This is a genomic window from Sphingomonas sp. DG1-23 (assembly GCF_030730875.1).
Classification (GTDB): Bacteria; Pseudomonadota; Alphaproteobacteria; order Sphingomonadales; family Sphingomonadaceae; genus Sphingomonas.
The window spans coordinates 1-19,150 of the sequence record NZ_JAVAMA010000014.1 but is presented as its reverse complement, the minus strand read 5'-3'; the positions used below and the strand labels follow the sequence as shown (position 1 = coordinate 19,150).

At 67.2% G+C, this 19,150-nt stretch carries 18 protein-coding genes and 1 pseudogene; 14 read left to right on the top strand and 5 right to left on the bottom strand.

Annotation, left to right across the window (positions count from 1 at the left end):
• Positions 1-17 precede the first annotated feature (17 nt).
• Genes Q9Q95_RS19215 through Q9Q95_RS19205 form a run of 3 tightly spaced genes read left to right on the top strand, consistent with a single transcriptional unit; the run spans position 18 to position 3,173 of the window.
• The gene (locus Q9Q95_RS19215) at positions 18-1,292 is read left to right on the top strand and encodes a DUF58 domain-containing protein (RefSeq protein ID WP_306098772.1); all 1,275 of its coding nucleotides are present in this window, start codon (positions 18-20) and stop codon (positions 1,290-1,292) included.
• Positions 1,289-2,284 carry a stage II sporulation protein M gene (locus tag Q9Q95_RS19210; RefSeq protein ID WP_306098771.1) on the top strand — a complete coding sequence of 332 codons (996 nt, stop codon included), beginning with the start codon at positions 1,289-1,291 and terminating at the stop codon, positions 2,282-2,284. The genes Q9Q95_RS19215 and Q9Q95_RS19210 overlap by 4 nt, the downstream gene beginning before the upstream one ends.
• Complete coding sequence (locus Q9Q95_RS19205; RefSeq protein WP_306098770.1) at positions 2,277-3,173, top strand: RDD family protein; 897 nt, start codon at positions 2,277-2,279, stop codon at positions 3,171-3,173. Before Q9Q95_RS19210 ends, Q9Q95_RS19205 begins: the two co-directional genes overlap by 8 nt.
• Here Q9Q95_RS19205 and Q9Q95_RS19200 read toward each other — a convergent pair whose 3' ends face one another.
• The 3 genes from Q9Q95_RS19200 to Q9Q95_RS19190 form a co-directional block, all read right to left on the bottom strand.
• Positions 3,174-5,816 (bottom strand): glycosyl hydrolase, encoded by a 2,643-nt coding sequence (locus Q9Q95_RS19200; RefSeq protein WP_306098769.1) that lies wholly within the window; start codon positions 5,814-5,816, stop codon positions 3,174-3,176.
• On the bottom strand, positions 5,803-8,568 hold the full coding sequence (locus tag Q9Q95_RS19195; RefSeq protein ID WP_306098768.1) for a TonB-dependent receptor: 2,766 nt from the start codon (positions 8,566-8,568) through the stop codon (positions 5,803-5,805). The genes Q9Q95_RS19200 and Q9Q95_RS19195 overlap by 14 nt, the downstream gene beginning before the upstream one ends.
• 276 nt (positions 8,569-8,844) lie before the next feature.
• Positions 8,845-9,897 (bottom strand): NAD(P)-dependent alcohol dehydrogenase, encoded by a 1,053-nt coding sequence (locus Q9Q95_RS19190; RefSeq protein ID WP_306098767.1) that lies wholly within the window; start codon positions 9,895-9,897, stop codon positions 8,845-8,847.
• A 106-nt stretch (positions 9,898-10,003) separates the two neighbouring features.
• Here Q9Q95_RS19190 and Q9Q95_RS19185 point away from each other — a divergent pair, with 106 nt between their 5' ends.
• The 4 genes from Q9Q95_RS19185 to Q9Q95_RS19170 all read left to right on the top strand — a co-directional run bounded on the left by Q9Q95_RS19185 (position 10,004) and on the right by Q9Q95_RS19170 (position 13,024).
• On the top strand, positions 10,004-10,903 hold the full coding sequence (locus tag Q9Q95_RS19185) for a LysR family transcriptional regulator (RefSeq protein ID WP_306098766.1): 900 nt from the start codon (positions 10,004-10,006) through the stop codon (positions 10,901-10,903).
• Between the two features lie 164 nt (positions 10,904-11,067).
• Positions 11,068-11,499 carry a 50S ribosomal protein L11 gene (rplK, locus tag Q9Q95_RS19180; RefSeq protein WP_265543141.1) on the top strand — a complete coding sequence of 144 codons (432 nt, stop codon included), beginning with the start codon at positions 11,068-11,070 and terminating at the stop codon, positions 11,497-11,499.
• Positions 11,500-11,503: 4 nt separating this feature from the next.
• A complete protein-coding gene (rplA, locus tag Q9Q95_RS19175) occupies positions 11,504-12,196 on the top strand; it encodes a 50S ribosomal protein L1 (RefSeq protein WP_306098765.1) in 693 nt (230 codons plus the stop codon).
• Between the two features lie 153 nt (positions 12,197-12,349).
• A complete protein-coding gene (locus Q9Q95_RS19170) occupies positions 12,350-13,024 on the top strand; it encodes a PilZ domain-containing protein (RefSeq protein WP_306098764.1) in 675 nt (224 codons plus the stop codon).
• 12 nt (positions 13,025-13,036) lie between these two features.
• Here Q9Q95_RS19170 and Q9Q95_RS19165 read toward each other — a convergent pair whose 3' ends face one another.
• Positions 13,037-13,558, bottom strand: coding sequence for a L,D-transpeptidase family protein (locus Q9Q95_RS19165; protein ID WP_306098763.1), 522 nt, complete (start codon positions 13,556-13,558; stop codon positions 13,037-13,039).
• Positions 13,559-13,692: 134 nt separating this feature from the next.
• Between Q9Q95_RS19165 and Q9Q95_RS19160 the strand changes: the two genes are divergently transcribed.
• The 6 genes from Q9Q95_RS19160 (at position 13,693) to Q9Q95_RS19135 (ending at position 18,267) form a co-directional block, all read left to right on the top strand.
• Positions 13,693-14,913: a polysaccharide lyase family 1 protein gene (locus Q9Q95_RS19160; protein ID WP_306098762.1), complete on the top strand. Its 1,221-nt coding sequence runs from the start codon at positions 13,693-13,695 to the stop codon at positions 14,911-14,913.
• A gap of 95 nt (positions 14,914-15,008) precedes the next feature.
• A complete protein-coding gene (locus Q9Q95_RS19155; protein WP_306098761.1) occupies positions 15,009-15,512 on the top strand; it encodes a Panacea domain-containing protein in 504 nt (167 codons plus the stop codon).
• Entirely contained in the window at positions 15,484-15,885 is a 402-nt protein-coding gene (locus Q9Q95_RS19150) for a hypothetical protein (RefSeq protein WP_306098760.1), read from the top strand. Before Q9Q95_RS19155 ends, Q9Q95_RS19150 begins: the two co-directional genes overlap by 29 nt.
• Before the next feature lie 261 nt (positions 15,886-16,146).
• Positions 16,147-16,662: a 50S ribosomal protein L10 gene (gene rplJ / locus Q9Q95_RS19145; protein WP_306098881.1), complete on the top strand. Its 516-nt coding sequence runs from the start codon at positions 16,147-16,149 to the stop codon at positions 16,660-16,662.
• 53 nt (positions 16,663-16,715) lie between these two features.
• On the top strand, positions 16,716-17,093 hold the full coding sequence (rplL, locus tag Q9Q95_RS19140) for a 50S ribosomal protein L7/L12 (RefSeq protein WP_306098759.1): 378 nt from the start codon (positions 16,716-16,718) through the stop codon (positions 17,091-17,093).
• Positions 17,094-17,334: 241 nt separating this feature from the next.
• A complete protein-coding gene (locus Q9Q95_RS19135; RefSeq protein WP_306098758.1) occupies positions 17,335-18,267 on the top strand; it encodes a DUF808 domain-containing protein in 933 nt (310 codons plus the stop codon).
• Between the two features lie 12 nt (positions 18,268-18,279).
• Here Q9Q95_RS19135 and Q9Q95_RS19130 read toward each other — a convergent pair whose 3' ends face one another.
• Positions 18,280-18,819, bottom strand: coding sequence for a hypothetical protein (locus Q9Q95_RS19130; RefSeq protein ID WP_306098757.1), 540 nt, complete (start codon positions 18,817-18,819; stop codon positions 18,280-18,282).
• A gap of 73 nt (positions 18,820-18,892) precedes the next feature.
• Here Q9Q95_RS19130 and Q9Q95_RS19125 point away from each other — a divergent pair.
• Positions 18,893-19,150, top strand: a pseudogene (locus tag Q9Q95_RS19125) (hypothetical protein); the annotation flags it as partial.

Here is a 19,150-nt window from a genome sequence, read left to right as displayed (position 1 = left end):
GCCCGACGCGCCGAAGCGTGATTCTGCTGGCGGCCGGTGCGCCGCTGGCGTTGCTGCTCGGCGTCCTCCTGCCGCATTTGTGGTTCGTCGGGCTGGTCTGGGTGCCGCTCGCGCTGACGCTCATCGGCCTCGATGCATTGTTCACCAGCTCCGCGCCCGATTTCAATCTGCAATTCCCGGGCAGCGTCGAAGTCGGGGCGCCCCTGGTCGTCGAGATCGATGTCGATCGCAGCGGCAGCGTGCGGCCGGCTCTCGAATTCGCGATCGCCACCGGGCCGCGCCTCATCCCGCGCGCCGACGATCGCGTCCGCCTCGGGCCTGACGAGGCGAGCGCCCTCCTCGCCTTCACTGCGATCCGGCGCGGGACCGACGGCCTGCGCCAGCTCTGGCTCCGCTGGACCGGGCCGCTGGGGCTGGTCTGGCGCCAGCGGGTGGAGACGATCACCCGCAACGTGGTGATCACGCCCGACATCCGCCCGGTGCGCAACGCGGCGGCGATGCTGCTGCGCGACGCCCAGATCGGCGAGATGGCGCGGGTCGATCGCGGCGAAGGCAGCGAATTCGATGCGCTGGCCGAATGGCAGTCCGGAATGGAACGCCGCGCGATCGACTGGAACCACAGCGCGCGCCACCTGAAGCTGCTCGCCCGCGAGAACCGGATCGAGCGCAACAATCAGATCGTGTTCGCGATCGATGCCGGCCGCGCGATGTGCGAGCCGGTCGCCGGGCTGCCGCGGATCGACCGCGCGATCACCGCCGCCCTGCTCGCCGCATATTCGGCGCTCAAGCTCGGCGACCGGGTCGGCCTGTTCGGCTTCGATTCGAAGCCGCGCATCGCTTCGGGCACGGTTTCGGGCACGCGCGCCTTTCCGCTGATGCAGCGGCTCGCCGGCGAACTCGACTACAGCACCGCCGAGACCAATTTCACGCTCGCGCTCGCCACGCTGGCGGGCGACCTGACGCGGCGCTCGCTGGTCGTCGTGTTCACCGAATTCACCGACCAGGCCGGTGCCGAACTGATGATCCGCGCCGCGGCCAATCTGATGAAGCGGCATCTCGTGCTGTTCGTCGTCCTCGAAGACGCCGAGCTCGAAGTGATCGCCGCGGCCGAGCCGCGCGCGATCGACGACGTGTCGCGCGCGTGCGCCGCCGCGGCGATGCTCCGCGAGCGCCGGATCGTCGTCTCGCGGCTGCGCCATCTCGGCATTCATGTACTCGAGGCGGCGCACGACGCCGTCGGCCCGGCGCTCGTGCGGCAGTATCTCGACTTCAAGCGGAGGAATTTGCTGTGAGCGCGTCGGACCCGAGCAGCGGCCGTTTCCGCGCGTCGCGTCAGCAGGACTGGGAACGGCTCGAGACGCTGATCGACCGGATCGAGCGCGGCCGCGCGCCGTCGCTGAGCGACGAGGATCTGTTCGAGCTGCCCGTGCTGTATCGCGCCACCTTGTCTTCGCTGTCGGTCGCGCGCGAGACCTCGCTCGACGCCGATCTGGTCGGTTACCTCGAATCGCTCGCCACCCGCGCTTATTTCATTCTCTACGGAGTCCAGCCGACATTGTGGCGGCGGATACGCGGCTTTTTCGGGCAGGCATGGCCCGAGGCGATCCGCGCGATCGGGCGCGAGACCCTGATCGCGGTGCTGCTGACGATGGTCGGCGCGCTCGCCGCCTATCTGATGGTTGTCCGCGATCCGGCCTGGTTCCACGCGATCGTCCCCGCCGACCTCGCCGGCGGGCGCGGCCCCAATGCCTCGGCGGAGGAACTCCGCGCGGTGCTCTATCATTCGGAAGGCGCGCTCGCGATCTTCGCGGCGATGCTGTTCACCCACAATGCGCAGGTCTCGCTGATGTGCTTCGCACTGGGCTTCGCGTTCGGCGTGCCGACGGTGCTGCTGCTGCTCTACAATGGCTGCATCCTCGGGGCGTTTCTCGCGATCTACGTCTCCAAGGGTCTCGGACTGCAGCTCACCGCCTGGCTTTCGATCCACGGCACCACCGAATTGTTCGCGATCGCGCTCGCCGGCGCGGCGGGGCTCCACATCGGCATGGCCGTCGCCTTTCCCGGCCGAGCCTCGCGCGGCGACGCCGCGGTCAAGGCGGGACGCACTGCGGCGATCGCGATGCTCGGCGTGGTGGTGATGCTGGGCGTCGCCGGGCTGCTCGAAGGCGTCGGCCGCCAGGTCGTGCAGAGCGATGTCGCGCGCGCCGCGATCGGCGGCGTGGCGCTGTTCGGCTGGTTGCTCTATTTCTATTTCCTGCCGCTGCGCGAGAGCACCGATGGCTGAGCGCCGCGCCAAAGCCGCCGTCGCGGTCGCCGCGAAGAGCGACATTCGCGAATTCGTCACCCCCGAAGGGGTCGATCTCGGCCTGCGACTCGGCGGTGTCGGCGAACGCGCCGGCGCCTTCATCCTCGACTTGCTGATCATCGCCGGCCTGCTGCTCGTCTTGACGCTCGTCACGATCTTCCTCTTCATCGGCGTCGCCAGCAGCGGCGGGAAGGTCGCACTGCAAGCGCTGGCGGCGATCTGGCTGGTCGGCTTCTTCCTGCTGCGCAATTTCTATTTCACTGCCTTCGAGCTCGGCACGCGCTCGGCGACGATCGGCAAGCGCGTGATGAAGCTGCGCGTCGTCGCGCGCGATGGGCGACGGCTTTCCGGGCATGCGGTCATCGCGCGCAACGCGATGCGCGAGCTCGAATTCTTCCTGCCGCTTTCGTTCCTCGCCTATCAGAGCAGTCAGGGGCTCGCGGACTTCGCATTGTCGGGTCTGGGATTGCTGTGGAGCGGCGGCTTCCTGCTATTTCCGTTGTTCAACCGCGACCATTTGCGGGTCGGCGATCTGATCGCCGGCACACTCGTCATCCGGCTGCCGCGGCGGCGGCTCGGCGCCAGCGTGCTCGGCGCGGACGCACCGCCCGATCGCTATGCGTTCACCGATCAGCAGCTCGCCGCTTATGGCGAGTTCGAACTCCAGAAGCTCGAGGAGGTGCTGCGCCGCCAGGACGAGCTCGCGATGATCATCGTCGCGCGCACGATCCGCGCGCGGATCGGCTGGGTCGGCGGCGAGGACGACGAACTGGCCTTCCTCCGCGCATATTACGCCGCGCTGTGCACGCGGCTCGAGCGCGGCATGCTGTTCGGCAAGAGGCGGCGGGACAAGCACGACGCGGCTTGACTAGTCGCAGCTCCCGGACACGAGCCGCGGAGCCGCGAGGAGACCCGAAGGCAGAGCCGCGATCTTGTCCTGATCCTGCGGCGTGAACCGCTCGCCGAACCGCGCGTGCAGCAGCCGATAATCGGCGCGAGGTCGCCCCGCCAGCCGGTTGACCGCGGTGTTCGACACGCGGATCTCGATGACATTGCGTCCCGCGCGCAGCTTGCCGGGCAGGCCGAGCCGGTACGGCGGGGCCCAGACGCTGCCCGCAGGTGCACCGTTCACCCACACCCTCGCCGCATCGCGCACCGGCGCATTCAACGCGGCGAACGGCCGGGCTTCGGACCGCGAAGGATCGCGCGGGGTCGGCGTGCCGAAATCAAGCGCGAGGCATTGGCGCGCGCGCGACGCAGCGAGGTCGAACGTGCCGCGATAGACCGCGGTGCCGGAGAAATAGCGCGTGACGGGATCGCTGGTCCAGGATGCGAAGGCCGGCAGCGCGCGCGCCGGGCGATCGGCGATCGAAAGCGTCCAGCGGCCGTCTGCGACCGGCACCGGCGCGGCGGTCTGCGGCGCGGCCTGCCGAGGCGCGCCGGCGAACAGCAGGAACCGCGATTCATAGGGCGCCAGATCGATCGCGATCTCGCCCGATCCAGCCGGCCATTGGCGGCCGCGCAATGCGTCCCACCAGCTGCCGTTGCCGCGGTCATCAAGAAAATGCGCCGCGGTGTGCAGCGGCGTGTTGCCGGTATTGACGATGAAATAGAGGTCGCCCTCGGCCAGCCGGCGATGGACGAAGCCGAGCGCCGGGGTTGGAGCCGCCAGCCGGAGATCCGGCGGAACCGCAGCGGCGAGCGCGCGCCCGATCTCGCCCTCCTCCACGATTGCCGTGCTTCGCGCACTTCGCAGTCGTCGGGAGAGTGCCTGCACCTTCGCGCGTGCCTCGCCGTCGCGCAGCCCGCCGGCGTTCGAAGGCAGACCGCCGACCGAGATCACCCGGCCGCCCGCTTCGACCCACGCCGCGATCGCCGCATAGGCGGCCGCGTCGATCCGCTCCATCCGGGGCAGCACCAGCGCCTTGTGCCGGACGCCCTGCGTCGCCAGCGCGCTGGCGTCGACGAAATCCAGGCCGTAGCCGGCGTCGAGCACCTGCCCGATCAGCGCATCCGGCACCCGCCGATGCATCGCCTCGTTCACCGAGGCTGCTTCGGGGCGCATCGCGGCAAAGGCATCCTCGATCGGCAGATAGATCGCGACGCTGTTCGCAGCCTCTCCCTGACGCAGCAGGAACGACGCGCGCTGCAGATAGCGCGTGACGTCTGGCATCACGCCATACCACGGATTATGGTCGTTGAGGGCTGCCGCGGCATAGAAAGCCCAGCCGGGCTCGCCGGCTTCGGGCGGACTATAGGGCCAGCCATGGCCGATCAGCTGGGTCACGCCCTGCAGGAAATGGCGATCGGCCTCGACTTTCATGTCGAGCGGCGTCGCGGCCCAGGATGGCGAATGCAGCCAGGTCCATACCTCCGACGAGACCAGCGGCTTGCCGTAGAGATGCGCCGCCGAAGTCGCCCAGCGAGTCGAGGTGAAGCTGCGCCAGTCGGCGCCCTCCCCCTCGGGCAGCGCGACCAATGCATTGCTCGACAAGGTCGGGGGCGGGAAGCCGTAGACTTGCGCGCGGAACTGCGTGCCATGTTTGCGCGCCCAGGCGTCGATCGGAGCGAGATAGCGTTCGTCGACCAGCTCGGACAGCGTGCGCGCCCAGTCGAACCGCACCGCTGCGCTTTCGGGCGTATCGAGGAACAATGCCGGCAGATGCGCCATTAGGTCGTAGCCGCGCCGCCGCTGGAACTCGGCCGGCAAATCGCCGGTCCAGCTCGATCCATAGGCTTCGAGGCTGTCGGAGAAGAACGCGTCGGGCGGCGGGCCGCCGGCGAACGCCTCGAGCAGGCGGTTGCCGGCGGTCTGGAGATGGTTCGCCACCGCCGCCGGGTCGATATGATCGAGGACATAGCCCTCCGCGCCCAATGCCGCGCGCTTGACCTGCTGCCCGGTGCGGCCGGCGACGAAGAACAGAGCCTCGCGCGGCTGGCCTGACGGCCGCACCGAAATCGCGTCGTCGCCGATCGGCAACGCCGTCGCGCCCAAAGTGGCCCGCACCAGCGTCTCGCCGGGGCCGATCGCCGGCGGCATCAATTCGCCCGCGCCGGCGGGCAACGGCACGCGGACCATCCGGATGCTCGCCGCGGCCTGATCGATCGGGATGTGCGGCCCGCCGAACGGCCAGCCGCTGCCGCCGGTCACGTCGACGCGCATGCCCTCGGCGCGGCCGGTCCGCGCGGCGTGGCGCAGCGCCGCGATGAACGGGTCGGAGAGATAGGGCAGATTGCGCAGCCGGTCGCTGTCGGGCGACAGCGGATAGACCGGCTGCACTTCGAACCCTCCGAACCCGCCCGCTTTCATCGCCCGGATCTCGCGATCGATCTCGCCGGTGGTGACCGCAGGGCCGAACCACCACCAGCGCAGCATCGGCCGCGCATCGTCGGGCGGCGCGAGGAAGCTGCGCCACAGCGCCTCGGGGCTCGCGGTCTGCGCCGCGGCGGCGGGCGCCGCCACGGCGAGCGAGAGCGCCGCCAGCGCCTTCATCCGCTCAGAACCGCGCACGCACCCCGGCATAGAAGCGGCGGCCGAAGCTTTCGATGATCGTCCGCCGATAGATGCTGTTGGCATTCTCGGCGCGCACCGCGTTGGTCAGGTTCACGCCTTCGAAGAACAGCGACACATTCTGGTTGAGATTGACCCCCGCCGAGGCGTCCCACTGGCCATAGGCTTCGCCGAATTCGGGATTGTTGCCGCGCCCGCGCGAGGTGATCAGATATTTGGACCGCCAATTGTACGAGACCCGCGCGTTGAACACGCTATCCTCGTAAAAGCCCGACAGATTGTAGCTGTGCCGCGACAGGCCGGGGAAAGACAGCGCGCCGCCGGTGAAGACGTCGCGATCGGCGTACCCCGAATCCTTCGAATAGGTATAGTTCGCGATCACGCCGAGATTGCCGAGCGCGCCGGGCAGGAAATCGAGGACATATTGGCCGCCGACCTCGGCGCCGTTGATCGTCACCTTGCTGCTGCCGTTGACCGGGACGGTGACGGTATAGGTCACCCCGGTGGTCGGCTCGACATAGGCCTCGCTGCCGTTCTGGATGAACGAGCCGATCTCCTTGCGGAAATAGGTCGCCGAGAGATAGCCGGTGCGATTGGGATAGAATTCGATCCCCAGATCATATTGCCGCGCGCGATAGGGCTCGAGTCCCGGATTGCCGCGCGAGCCGGTGAGCCCGACCGCGTCGAGCGCGAAGCGCGGCGCCAGCTGCGCGGGCGAAGGGCGCGCCAGCACTTCGGTCGCGGTGGCGCGCAGCTGGAGCTTGCCGGGGATCAATTCGGCCTTGAGGTTCAGCGAGGGCAGGAACTCGGTGTAATGGCCCTCGAACGACACCGGCGTCACCGTGCCGGCGCGGACCTGGAACCCGTCCGACGTGGTCCGCGTGTCGACCACGCGGAGCCCGGCGACGCCGGTGATCCGCACCCCGCCCTCGATGGCGAACGCCGCCTGGCCATAGCCGGCGAAATTGTCGTCCTTCACTTCCCATGTGTCGAGCGGCACCGGATTGACGAACGGATCGGGGATGCCGACCGCATCGGCCACGTCCATGCCGAGATTGAGCCAGCGCCGTATGCCGCCGTCATAGCCGAGATCGGCATTGCCGAAGAAGTCGTGATCGCCGAGCGTCGCATTGGCCGCGACGAGGTCGCGGATCTGCTGGGTGAGCTGTGCGGACGGCACGGTCGACAAAGTGACGTTCGAGCTCACCCCGGTGCCATAGGTGTTGGTGATCGTCTGGCCGTTATAGCCGTTCAATGTCAGAGAGCGGTCGAAATAGCGGCTGTCCGCGGTCAGCACGCGCTTCTGGATGCCCGCCTTGAGCGACGTGAAGAAGCCGCCATCGGGCTTGAACTCGGCATCGAGCCTGCCGTCGAACTCCTCTTGGTCGTTGTAGCGCGGGCGGCGCAGCACGATCAGCTGGTTGAGGCCTTGCGACGTGGTCTGGTCGAGCGGCAGCGTGATGTTCGGCGCCTGCTGGTCGTTGTCGTAATCGATCGTCAGCGACGAGATGCCGAGCGCGGCCGCGGTGGCGTTGATCTCGTTGTTGTACGCCTTCGACCTGGCATAGCCCGCACGCGCCTGCAGCGTCAGCCGGCCCATCGTCCAGTCGAACCCGGCCTGGCTGTTGAAGGTGTTGCGGTTCTGCGTGCCGAGGATGTTGCGATAGCTGACCGCAAGCCCGTTCGGCGCGGCGAGCGACCCGATGAAGGTGACGCTGGTTGCGGTATCGTCGGGCCCGATCGTGGTGCGCGTCGGGTCGACTCCGCCGTTTGCGACATTCTGCACCGTGTTGAGCTGGAGGAATTGGCTGTCGAGCGTCATCTTCGAACGCGTGTAGGTGCCTTCGAGGAACGCGCGGAAATCGCTGTTGGGGCGCCATTCGAAGACGCCGCTGATCGCGCCGCGCTTGGTCGATTCGCGGTTGATCACCGGGCGCGGGATGTCGGGATAGAAGTCGCCGCTGCCGTCGCCGTTGAGATCGAGCGGCTGGACGCCCGCGGTCGCCGGGTCGCGATCGATCTGGCGCCAGCCGGTGGTGCGCATCTGATCGTACCACAGGCTGCGATTCTCGTAGGTCGCCGAGACGAGGATCCCCATCGTGTCGTTGTTGAACAAGGTGCTGGCGATCAAGGCGAGCTTGGGATCGACCTTGTCGGCAAGCGTGCCGTAGATCCCCTGCACCGATCCGGCGATGAACGGTTTGTTGCTGTCGAACGGACGGCGGGTGATGACGCGCACCGTGCCGCCGAGGCCGCCTTCGGTCATGTCGGCGGTGGCCGACTTCACCACTTCGACGCGCGAGACGAACTCGACCGGCAGGTCGCGGAACTCGACCGCGCGCGAGCTGCCCACCACCGTCGACAAGGCGGTCTGGCCATTGATCTCGACGCGGTTGAGCGACGGATCGGCGCCGCGGATCGAGACGCCCTGCCCCTCGCCGGCGGCGCGGGTGATCTGCACGCCAGTCACCCGCTGGAGCGCCTCGCCAATATTCTTGTCGGGAAATTTGCCGATATCCTCGGCCGAAATCGCGTCGACCACCTGCGCCGAGTTGCGCTTGACGCTCTGCGCGTCGGCAAGGCTCTGGCGGATGCCGGTGACGACGATCTCGGAGGCCTCGTCCTGCGCCGCGGCGTCGGTCTCGGCGGGGGGCGCATCCTGCGCCTGCGCGAAACCGGGGACGGAAAAAGCCAGCGCCCAGGCCAGCGCGGCGGCGCTCGTCATCACGCGAGTCGAACTCTGGGACCTCATCAAACTCTCCTCTCGAGCGCCTGCACCTGGGCAGTGTCACAAAGAGCGGCGACCCGCCGCCTCGATGAAGAGCTACATTATGTGGGATAACATGGCAATATTTGAAACCGCTGTGATTCGAGCCGATCACGCCCCGTCCCACGCCCGCCGTCACCCCGGACTTGTTCCGGGGTCCACCAGGCGGCTGGGGATGCCAAAGAGGATCGACGCCCTCGCTCGCGGTGCGGTGGACCCCGGCACGAGGCCGGGGTGACGATGGAACGGAATCAGTTCGCCTCAGCCGGCGAGCGTCGCATTGTCGATCACGAAGCGATATTTCACGTCGCTGCGCTGCATGCGCTCGTACGCCTCGTCGATCTGCTGGATGCGGATCATCTCGATGTCCGAGACGATGCCGTGCTCGGCGCAGAAATCGAGCATCTCCTGCGTCTCGGCGATGCCGCCGATCAGCGATCCGGCGATCACCCTGCGGCGGAAGATCAGCGCCGACACGTCGGGCGACGGGTGGGCATGCTCGGGAACCCCGACCAGGGTCAGCGTGCCGTCGCGCTTGAGCAAGGCCGTGAACGCATCGAGATCATGGCTCGCCGCGACCGTGTCGAGGATGAAGTCGAAGCTGTTGGCGTGCGCCGCCATTTCGTCGGGATTGCGCGAGACCACGACCTCGTCCGCGCCGAGCGCCTTCGCGTCCGCGCGCTTGCCCTCCGAAGTGGTGAAGGCGACGACCTGCGCGCCCAGCGCATGGGCGAGCTTCACACCCATATGTCCCAGCCCGCCGATGCCGACGATCCCGACCTTCTTGCCCGGTCCGACGTTCCAGTGGCGCAGCGGCGACCAGGTGGTGATTCCTGCGCACAGCAAGGGCGCGACCGCGGCGAGCTGGTCCTCGGCGTGCGACACCTTGAGCACGAACTTGTCGTCGACGACGATCCGTTCCGAATAGCCGCCCAGCGTGTGGCCGGGCGCGTCGGGAGTCGGGAAATTATAGGTCCCGGTGAAGCCGTTCTCGCAATATTGCTCGAGGCCCTCGTCGCACGACGCGCAATGCTGGCAGCTGTCGACCATGCAGCCCACCCCGACGAGATCGCCCACCGCAAACTTCGTCACGTCGCCGCCGACCGCACTCACCCGCCCGACGATCTCGTGCCCGGGAACGCAAGGGTAGATCGTCCCGCCCCATTCGGAGCGGACCTGATGCAGATCCGAATGGCAGACCCCGCAAAACGCGATGTCGATCTGGACGTCGTGCGCGCCGGGCGCGCGGCGCTCGATCGCGATCGGCTCGAGCGGCTTGTCGGCGGCATAGGCACCATAGGCATTGATGGTCATCTGGATTGTCCGTTTCTGAGATGGAGTGCGCCAAGCGCAAATAGGACGCGACCCACAGCGCGATTAGCGGCTATGATCTGCATGCAGTTGTGAATACAATTCAGCAATGAATCGGCAGCATCTGGCGGAGCTGTCCGCCTTTATCAGCGTCGCGCGCGAACGCAGCTTCACCCGCGCGGCGGCGCAGCTGGGCGTGACGCCCTCGGCGCTCAGTCACAGCATGCGTGCGCTCGAGGAGCGGCTGGGGCTGCGGCTGCTCAACCGGACGACGCGCAGCGTGACGCCGACCGAGGCCGGCGAGCGAATGCTCCACGCACTGGGGCCGCGTTTCGACGAGATCGAGGCCGAAGTCGCGGGGCTGAGCGCGCTGCGCGACAAGCCGGCGGGCACCGTCCGGATCAGCGCCGACGAGCATTCGATGGCGACGGTGTTGTGGCCCAGGCTCCGCCCGATACTCCGCGAATATCCCGACGTGCATGTCGAGATCGCCACCGATTACACGCTGACCGACATCGTCGCCGAGCGCTTCGACGCCGGGGTGCGGTTCGGCGAGATCGTCGCCAAGGACATGATCGCCGTGCCGATCGGCCCCGATGCGCGGATGCTCGCGGTCGCCTCGCCCACCTATTTCGCCGCCCGCGGCCGGCCCCGGACGCTCGAGGAACTGACCGGGCACGATTGCATCAACCTGCGGCTGCCGACCTATGGCGGCCTCTATGCGTGGGAGTTCGAGCGCGACGGTCGCGAGCTGCGCGTGCGGGTCGAGGGGCAGCTGACCTTCTCCTCGCTCTTGCCGATCCTCGAAGCGACGCTCGACGGCTTCGGCATCTGCTATGTGCCGCAATCTTTGGTCCAGGCGCATCTCGACAGCGGTGCGCTGGAGGTGGTGCTGGCAGAATGGTCGCCGCCCTTCCCCGGCTATCATCTCTATTATCCGAGCCGGCGGCAGCCGACCCCCGCCTTTGCCGCGATCGTCGAAGGCCTGCGCTACCGCCCGGAGCGCTGAGCGCCCGCGCGACGCGCAAATGCGTTTGCGCCGGCGCGGCTTTTGCGCTATCGGCGCGCGCTTCCACAGCACCAGCTACGGAAACCCTGCGGGAGGATGCCTCGGCGTCCGTCTGAACCGCTAAACTTGATCGGGGCCTTCCAGGTCCTGCGAAAGAGAGTGACATGGCAAAGAAGATTACCGGCTATATCAAGCTGCAGGTGCCCGCCGGCGCCGCAAATCCGTCTCCGCCGATCGGCCCTGCGCTGGGTCAGCGCGGCGTCAACATCATGGAATTCTGCAAGGCGTTCAACGCCCAGACCGGCGACACCGAGAAGGGCACCCCCCTTCCCACCGTCATCACCGTCTATGCGGACCGTTCGTTCTCGTTCGAGACCAAGACCCCGCCCGCGACCTATCTGCTCAAGAAGGCCGCCAACCTGAAGTCGGGCTCGAAGGAGCCGGGCAAGGTGTCCGCGGGAACCATCAAGCGCTCGGCCGTGCAGGCGGTTGCCGAAGCGAAGATGAAGGATTTGAACGCCAACGACATCGAGGCGGCAACGAAGATCATTGAAGGCTCCGCACGCGCGATGGGCCTCCAGGTTGTGGAGGGCTGACACCATGGCAAAGCTGACCAAGAAGCAGAAGAACTGGACCGTCGACAGCGAGAAGCTGCACGGCGTCGATGAAGCGATCGGAATCGTCAAGGCGAACGCGACCAGCAAGTTCGACGAGACCGTCGAAGTCGCGCTCAACCTCGGCGTCGATCCGCGCCACGCCGACCAGATGGTCCGCGGCGTCGTCACCCTGCCCAAGGGCACCGGCAAGGACGTCCGCGTCGGCGTGTTCGCCCGCGGCGCCAAGGCCGAGGAAGCCACGGCGGCGGGCGCCGACGTGGTCGGTGCCGAGGACCTGATGGAAGCCATCCAGGGCGGCAAGATCGACTTCGATCGCTGCATCGCGACCCCCGACATGATGGGTCTGGTCGGTCGCCTCGGCAAGGTGCTCGGTCCCAAGGGCCTGATGCCGAACCCGAAGCTCGGCACCGTGACGATGAACGTCGGCGAAGCGGTGAAGGCCGCCAAGGGCGGTCAGGTCGAGTATCGCGTCGAGAAGGCCGGCATCGTCCATTCGGGCATCGGCAAGGCGTCGTTCCCGGCCGAGGATCTGCGCGCGAACTTCGACGCGCTGGTCGACGCGGTGATCAAGGCCAAGCCGGCCGGCGCCAAGGGCAAGTATGTGCGCAAAGTCGCACTGAGCTCGTCGATGGGCCCGGGCGTCAAGGTCGACGTGGCCGAAGTCGCCACCGCCTGATCTGCCGGACCGTAATGTTCGAAGGGGCCGGGAGCGATTCCGGCCCCTTCTTCATATCCGCATGATTTCGCCCGATTTGCGCGTGAGGCGTGGAATTTCCGTAATAGCGCTCGCCCGACAATGATCCTATCCGACGCGCGATGAATGCGTCCCATGACCAGCTCGGACTCTGACGGCCCGCAGCGCGCGGCGGCCGTACAGCCGCGCCCGCAGCGCAAGAATCTGATGCTGTCCGCGACGATCGAATGCGGCGGCACCCGCGCGCCGGTGCGCATCCGCAATCTTTCCGAAACCGGCGCGATGCTCGACGGCGCGGCGCTACCCGATCCGGGCGTCTCGTTGACGCTGTCGCGCGCCGAGATAGTCGTGGGCGCAACCGTGGTGTGGCGCGAGGCGGGGCGCTGCGGGGTGCGTTTCGACGCGATCGCCGCCACCGTGGACGAATGGGTGACGGGCAAGCGCCCCGCCACCTTTGCCGGTCAGCAGGGCCAGGCGCGCGTCGACGCGATCCAGACCGCGGTTCGCGCAGGCGCGGTGCTGCCCGCCGAACACCCGGCGGCCGGGACGCTCGATGCCGCCGAACTCGAGCGGCGCGTCGCCGAGGAGGTCATCCACGTCCAGCGGCTGATCGACGCGCTGGGCGAGGAACTGGTCGAGGATCCGGTGATGCTCCAGCGCCATATGCGCCTGCTCCAGAATCTCGATCGCGCCAGCCAGATCCTCGAGCATCTCGGCGCCGTGCTCGGCGCATCCGACCGGGTCGCCGCCGCGCAGGGCATCGCGATGCAGGATTTGCGCGAACGGTTGCTGCGCAAGCCGATCTTCTGACGAAGAGCCGCCTCAGGCGCCGTAGAATTGCGGCAGCCAGTTCCGCGTGACCGTCACCCGGTCGCCGAGTTTGGTCGCCCGGAACAGCAAGGCGGCGAATTCGTCGGGAAGGCCGATACAGCCATGGGTGGCGTAACGATTGTCGACCGTGTCGCCGCTGCCGTGGAGCGCGACGCCGTCCCAGGTCAGCCGCTGCATATAGGGCATCGGCGCATGATACAGGTTCGAGATGTGATCCTTCTTCTTCTGAAGGATCGGGAAGGTTCCCAGCGGCGTCGGCTTCTCGTCCACGCCGTAGATCAGGATGGTGCGGCCGATCTCCACTCCGGCGCGATAGACGTAGAGCGTATCGCGCGCGACATCGGCGACGATCTCGATCTTGCCCGCCGGGGCACGCTCGGGCTCCCAGAGATATTCGCCTTCCTCGAGCGGGCTGTCGGGAGTCAGGATCGCAAGGACGATCGGAACCTTCGATGCGCTGGCGGCCGCGGCGACCGAAGGCGTCAGTAGCGAGGCGAAGAGAGCCAAGAGCATGATTCGTATCGTCATGCGCGATGATATTGCTGGCGAAACGCCCTCTGGCTAGCATGGTTTTTGGAGTGTTCCGCCCGGGTACAGCTTGGCCTTTCGTTAAGCATGACCGGCTGGGCGCCAGCGGGAGGGCGGATTTGCGGCTGGATCGGCGTGGATTTCTGGGCGCGGCGATCGCCGTCGGGCACGCGCCTTCGCTCGCCCGGCAGACGTCGGTATCGTCGCCGGCCAATGGCTGGACGAAGACGAAAGGCGGCGACGGCGGCCGCCTGTTGCGCGTCACCAGCCTCGCCTCCGAAGGCCCGGGCACGCTCCGCGCCGCGCTGGCGGTGAGAGGGCCGCGCCAGATCTTGTTCGAAGTGGCGGGGGTGATCGACCTCGCCCGCAACAGCCTGTCGATCCGCGAGCCCTTCGTCACGATCGACGGAACGAGCGCGCCTTCGCCCGGGATCACGCTGATCCGGGGCGGTATCTCGGTTTCGACGCACGACGTGGTGATCCGGCATATCCGGGTGCGCGCGGGGGCCGATGGAGCGCCTGCCAGAAGCGGTTGGGAAGTCGACGGGCTTTCGACCAGCGCCGCGCACGACGTGATCGTCGACCATTGCTCCTTCGCATGGGCGACCGACGAGAATTTGTCGGCATCGGGTCCGCGCTTCGCCGGCGGCGAGACGGTCGAGGCATGGCGGCAGCATACTTCGCGGCGGATCAGCTTCACGCGCAACATCGTCGCCGAGGGACTGTCGCATTCGAGCCACGCCAAGGGCGAGCATTCGAAGGGCTCGCTGATCCACGACAACGTCACCGAAGTGCTGATCGCGGGCAATCTCTATGCGCATAATTACGAGCGCAATCAGCTGTTCAAGGGCGGCGCGCACGCGCTCACCACCAACAATCTGATCTACGATCCCGGCAATCGCTGCATGCATTATGCGCTGAACGAAGAGGAATGGGTCGGACGTGCATGGACGGTCGGGCAGCTGGCGATCATCGGCAATGTCGTGCGCGGCGGGGCATCGACGCGGGCCGACCTCCCTTTCCTGATCGTCGAGGGCCAGGGCGATCTCGAACTCTACGCGCGGGACAATCGCCATCGGCATGCCGACGGACGGAAGATGGCCGCGCTCGGCATAATCTCGAACCGCACGCCCAAGGTCATCCCTCTGCCCCGCGCGCCGTTCTGGCCCGCGGGGTTCGAGCCGCGGCCGGCGCGCGAAGTCGAGGCCTGGGTGCTCGCCGAAGCCGGCGCGCGGCCATGGGATCGCGATGCGGTCGACCGGCGGATCGTCGCCGAGGTGCGCAGCGGCAAGGGGCGGGTGATCGACGACGAGGGTGAAGTGGGCGGCTATCCCGGCTAGTTGAGACTTCTCCCTCCCGCCCGCTTACAGTTCCGTTTCCGTTCCGAACCGAGTTCCTATATAGGCTCCCGACGACGGAAAGGAGATCGTCCGCCATGGCCGACTGGTCACCTGCTATTGCCAATGAATTTATCCGCCGCGCCCGCGCCGAGAAGCGGGCGTTGACGCAGATGCAGCTGCAAAAGTTGGTCTACATCGCCCATGGCTGGAATCTGGCGATCAACGGGCAGCCGCTAACCTACGATTCGCCCGAAGCGTGGGACTATGGGCCGGTTTACAAGGAGCTTCGCCGCGCCTTGCGGCATTACGGCAGCGATGCGGTGACCAAGGACATCAAATATGATGACTATGTCCCCGGATGCTTCGAGGACGCCAGCGAGCAGGACGCGCGCGCCGAACTCTCGCCCGGCGAGCAGGCGGTGATCGATCGCGTCTATCGCGACTATGCCAAATATCACGCATTCCAGCTTTCCGCCCTTACCCACAAGCGCGGAACGCCGTGGACGACGGTCTATCAGGATGGTTCGGGCAAGTTCCGGGAAATTCCGGCTGAGATGATAAGAGGTCATTTTGTCGAACTCGCCACCGGAACGGCCTGAAATAGCGCTCGACGATATCGACACCGGCATCGCGCTGGTCGAGGACGTGCGCCGTCCGGACCCGATCGACGTCGCGGAGCGCGTGGCCGCCGAACGGGCGCAGCTGGAAAACGATCTCGCGCGGTCGCGCATCAAGAACGTCAAGGCCGACCGGAGGATGCGCAAGACCTATGCCGGACGCATCCTGCTCTACCTCGAACTATATTCGCTCGCGGTAGGAGCGATGGTCCTGATCGCCGGCTTCAGGGTTGGCGGATTCGCCTTGCCCAGCGAAATTCTCGCCACGCTGGTTGGCAGCACCGCAGTCGCCGCGATCGGTCTCGTCGGGTTCATCGCACGCGGGCTCTTCCGCTCTCCCGACAAGCCGGACTGACCGGTTGACTCTGTCGCCCGTTTCGCTATGTGCGCGCCTTCGCAGATGAGGCTTGCCTCGCCTGCGTTCCGTCCGAGACAGCGAGTGACCGGGATTTGCCGGTCTTAATCTCTCGCCAAGACGGGGACAGATTTTTCACCGGGCGGTCCGCATCGCGGGCGTTCGGGTCACGCCAGGGATTCTCTGGCCGCGACGATCGTGCCCCTCGGACAATTTGTAACCGAAACTCCCGCAAGGGTGTTTCACAACGAGGAGACCGGCATGGATCGTTCCCAGAAGGCTGATGCCGTCGCCGAGCTGAATCGCACCTTCAACGAGGTCGGCGTGGTGGTTGTCACCCGCAATCTCGGGATGACCGTCAAGCAATCGACGGACCTCCGCAACAAGATGCGCGCAGCCGGCGCGAGCTATAAGGTCTCGAAGAACAAGCTCGCCAAAATTGCCGCCGAGGGCACCGATTATTCGGTGATCGCGGACCTGCTCACGGGTCCGACGGCGCTCGCCACCTCCGCCGATCCCGTGGCTGCGGCCAAGATCGCGGTGGAATTCGCCAAGACGAACGACAAGCTCGAAATCGTCGGCGGAGCAATGGGCGCGCAGCTGCTCGACGCAGAGGGCGTGAAGGCGCTCGCGACGCTGCCGTCGCTGGATGAACTTCGTGCGAAGCTCGTGGGGCTCATCGTGGCTCCCGCGACCAAGATCGCGACGATCACCCAAGCACCGGCCGCGCAGATCGCGCGTGTTCTTTCGGCATATGCGGAGAAGGAAGCCGCGTAAGCGGACCTTCCCTAGACTATTCCCTAACCTATCTGATTTGATTGGAGTTTATCATGGCTGACCTTAACGCACTCGTCGACCAGCTCTCCGAGCTGACCGTTCTCGAAGCCGCCGAGCTCTCGAAGCTTCTCGAAGAGAAGTGGGGCGTCTCGGCCGCTGCTGCGGTTGCGGCTCCTGCCGCTGGCGGCGGCGCCGGCGCAGCTCCGGCTGCCGAAGAGAAGACCGAGTTCGACGTGATCCTCACCGGCGACGGTGGCAAGAAGATCAACGTCATCAAGGAAGTCCGCGCGATTACCGGCCTCGGTCTGACCGAAGCCAAGACGCTGGTCGAGTCGGCTCCCAAGGCCGTCAAGGAAGGCGTCAACAAGGACGAAGCCGAGAAGATCAAGAAGCAGCTCGAAGAAGCCGGCGCGACCGTCGAGGTCAAGTGAGCCTGCGCGCCTGAGGCGCGAAGGTCTCATCCCCGCGCAGGCGGGGATCCGGCTTCTGCTTCACGGCAGAGACAGAAAGGGCGGTCCTTCGGGGCCGCCCTTTTTCGTCGAGGCGCAGTCGCCTCCGGGGCAAATCAACCTCGCCGGCCGGCTTCCGCCATCTCCGCCTCTTGCCCCGCGCGGAGCATCCGGGGATGACGAACGTTCCGATTCGTCCCCTCCCCGCCTGACAGGAACATCCATGCCCTCCGGACTGGTAGCTTTGCTCGACGACGTCGCCGGGATCACCAAGCTCGCCGCGGCATCGCTCGACGATGTCGGCGCGGCTGCGGGCAAAGCGGGGAGCAAGGCGATCGGCGTGGTGGTCGACGATACCGCGGTGACCCCGCGCTACGTCGTCGGCCTCGCCCCCGAGCGCGAGCTGCCGATCATCGCGAAGATCGCAATGGGGTCGCTGCGCAACAAATTGCTGATCCTGCTTCCCGCCGCATTGATCCTCAGCGCGTTCGCGCCGTGGGCGATCACGCCGCTGCTGATGCTGGGCGGCGCCTTTCTGTGCTTCGAAGGCGCCGAGAAGGTGCTCGAGGCGCTCGGCGTAGGCGGCCATGCCGAGGTCGAGGAGACGGTGATGGAGGCGGCGCATCTCGAGGCGTCCAAGGTCAGCGGCGCGATCCGCACCGATCTGATCCTGTCGGCGGAGATCATGGCGATCGCGCTGGCCGACGTCTCGCACGAGCCGATTCTGACCCAGGGCGTGGTGCTGGCGCTGGTCGGGATCGGCATCACCGTGATGGTCTATGGCGTGGTCGGGCTGATCGTGAAGATGGACGATATCGGGCTGCACCTCGCCCAGCGCCGGGCCGCGGCGACGCGCGCGTTGGGCCGCGGACTGGTGCGCGGCATGCCGGTGCTGATGCAGACCCTGTCGATCGTCGGCACCGCGGCGATGATCTGGGTCGGCGGCGGCATCCTGGTCCATGGACTCGAGGTTCTCGGGATGCACGAGCCTGCCGGAACGATCCACCATGCCGCCGAAGCGGTGGCGCATGCCGGCGGCGCGCTGGGCGGCTTCGCCGGCTGGCTGGTCACTGCGATGGCTTCAGGGGTGCTCGGGCTCGCGATCGGCGGCGTGATCGCCTTCGCCGTGCATCAGATCCACAAGCTCCGGCACTGAGCCGGGCGCGGGTCAGGCCGCCACGGCCTGACGCGGGAAATAGCGCATCGCGGTCAGCTGGCTCGCCTGCTGGTTGCGATCGAGCCAGATCGGGCCGAGCTTGCCCCCCTGCCCCGGTGTCCCGATCATGAAGTCGGCACCGAAGCGGCGGATGCTGATCCCCGCACGCCATTTGAGCTCGACCATCACCATCGGCACGAACATCGGCCGGCCATGCACCTGAACCACGTGGATCATTTCCCGCGGGAGCGCGAGGCGCACCGGCATCCGTCCGCCCGCACCCGCGGCGAGATCGAACGGCGTGCCGGCCGAATCGGCGAGCGGATTGGCGTGATAGCCGGCGATGTTGCGGTCCTGTTCGGGATTGGCGCTCATCATCGCCATCAGCACGCGGATATTCTCGGCGGCGGAGGACTGGGTGTTGCCGACCAGCAGCTCGAAATCGAGCAGCACGTCGCGCTCGGTGACTTCGATCCGGCCGGGCTGGAGCAGGATCTCGAACGGCTCGCTCGAGGCCGCCGGCGGCGGCGCGATGCCGGGTGGCGGCTTCACCGGACGCGCCGGGACAGCAGGCACCGGAGCGGGCGCCGCGGCAGGAGCTTCATATCGCTCCCCGGCGATTTCCGTGGTCCGGCGCCGGCGCTGCAGCGCCCAGATCCCGCCGAATGCCAAAGCCGTCGCGCCGGCGCCGACCAGCGCCCATAGCCAGCCGGGGATGCCGGAGGATGGCGGCGCGGCGGTTTCGGGCAATGGCCGGGCCGACGGTGTCGCGATGGGCGTGACCGCGCCGGTGGCGATCGGCCCGGGCACGGCGGCCGGAGTCGGCGTCGCGGCCGGGGGCGGTGCGGGCTGGCCCGCAGGCGCCGCCGTGGGTGACGGGGCC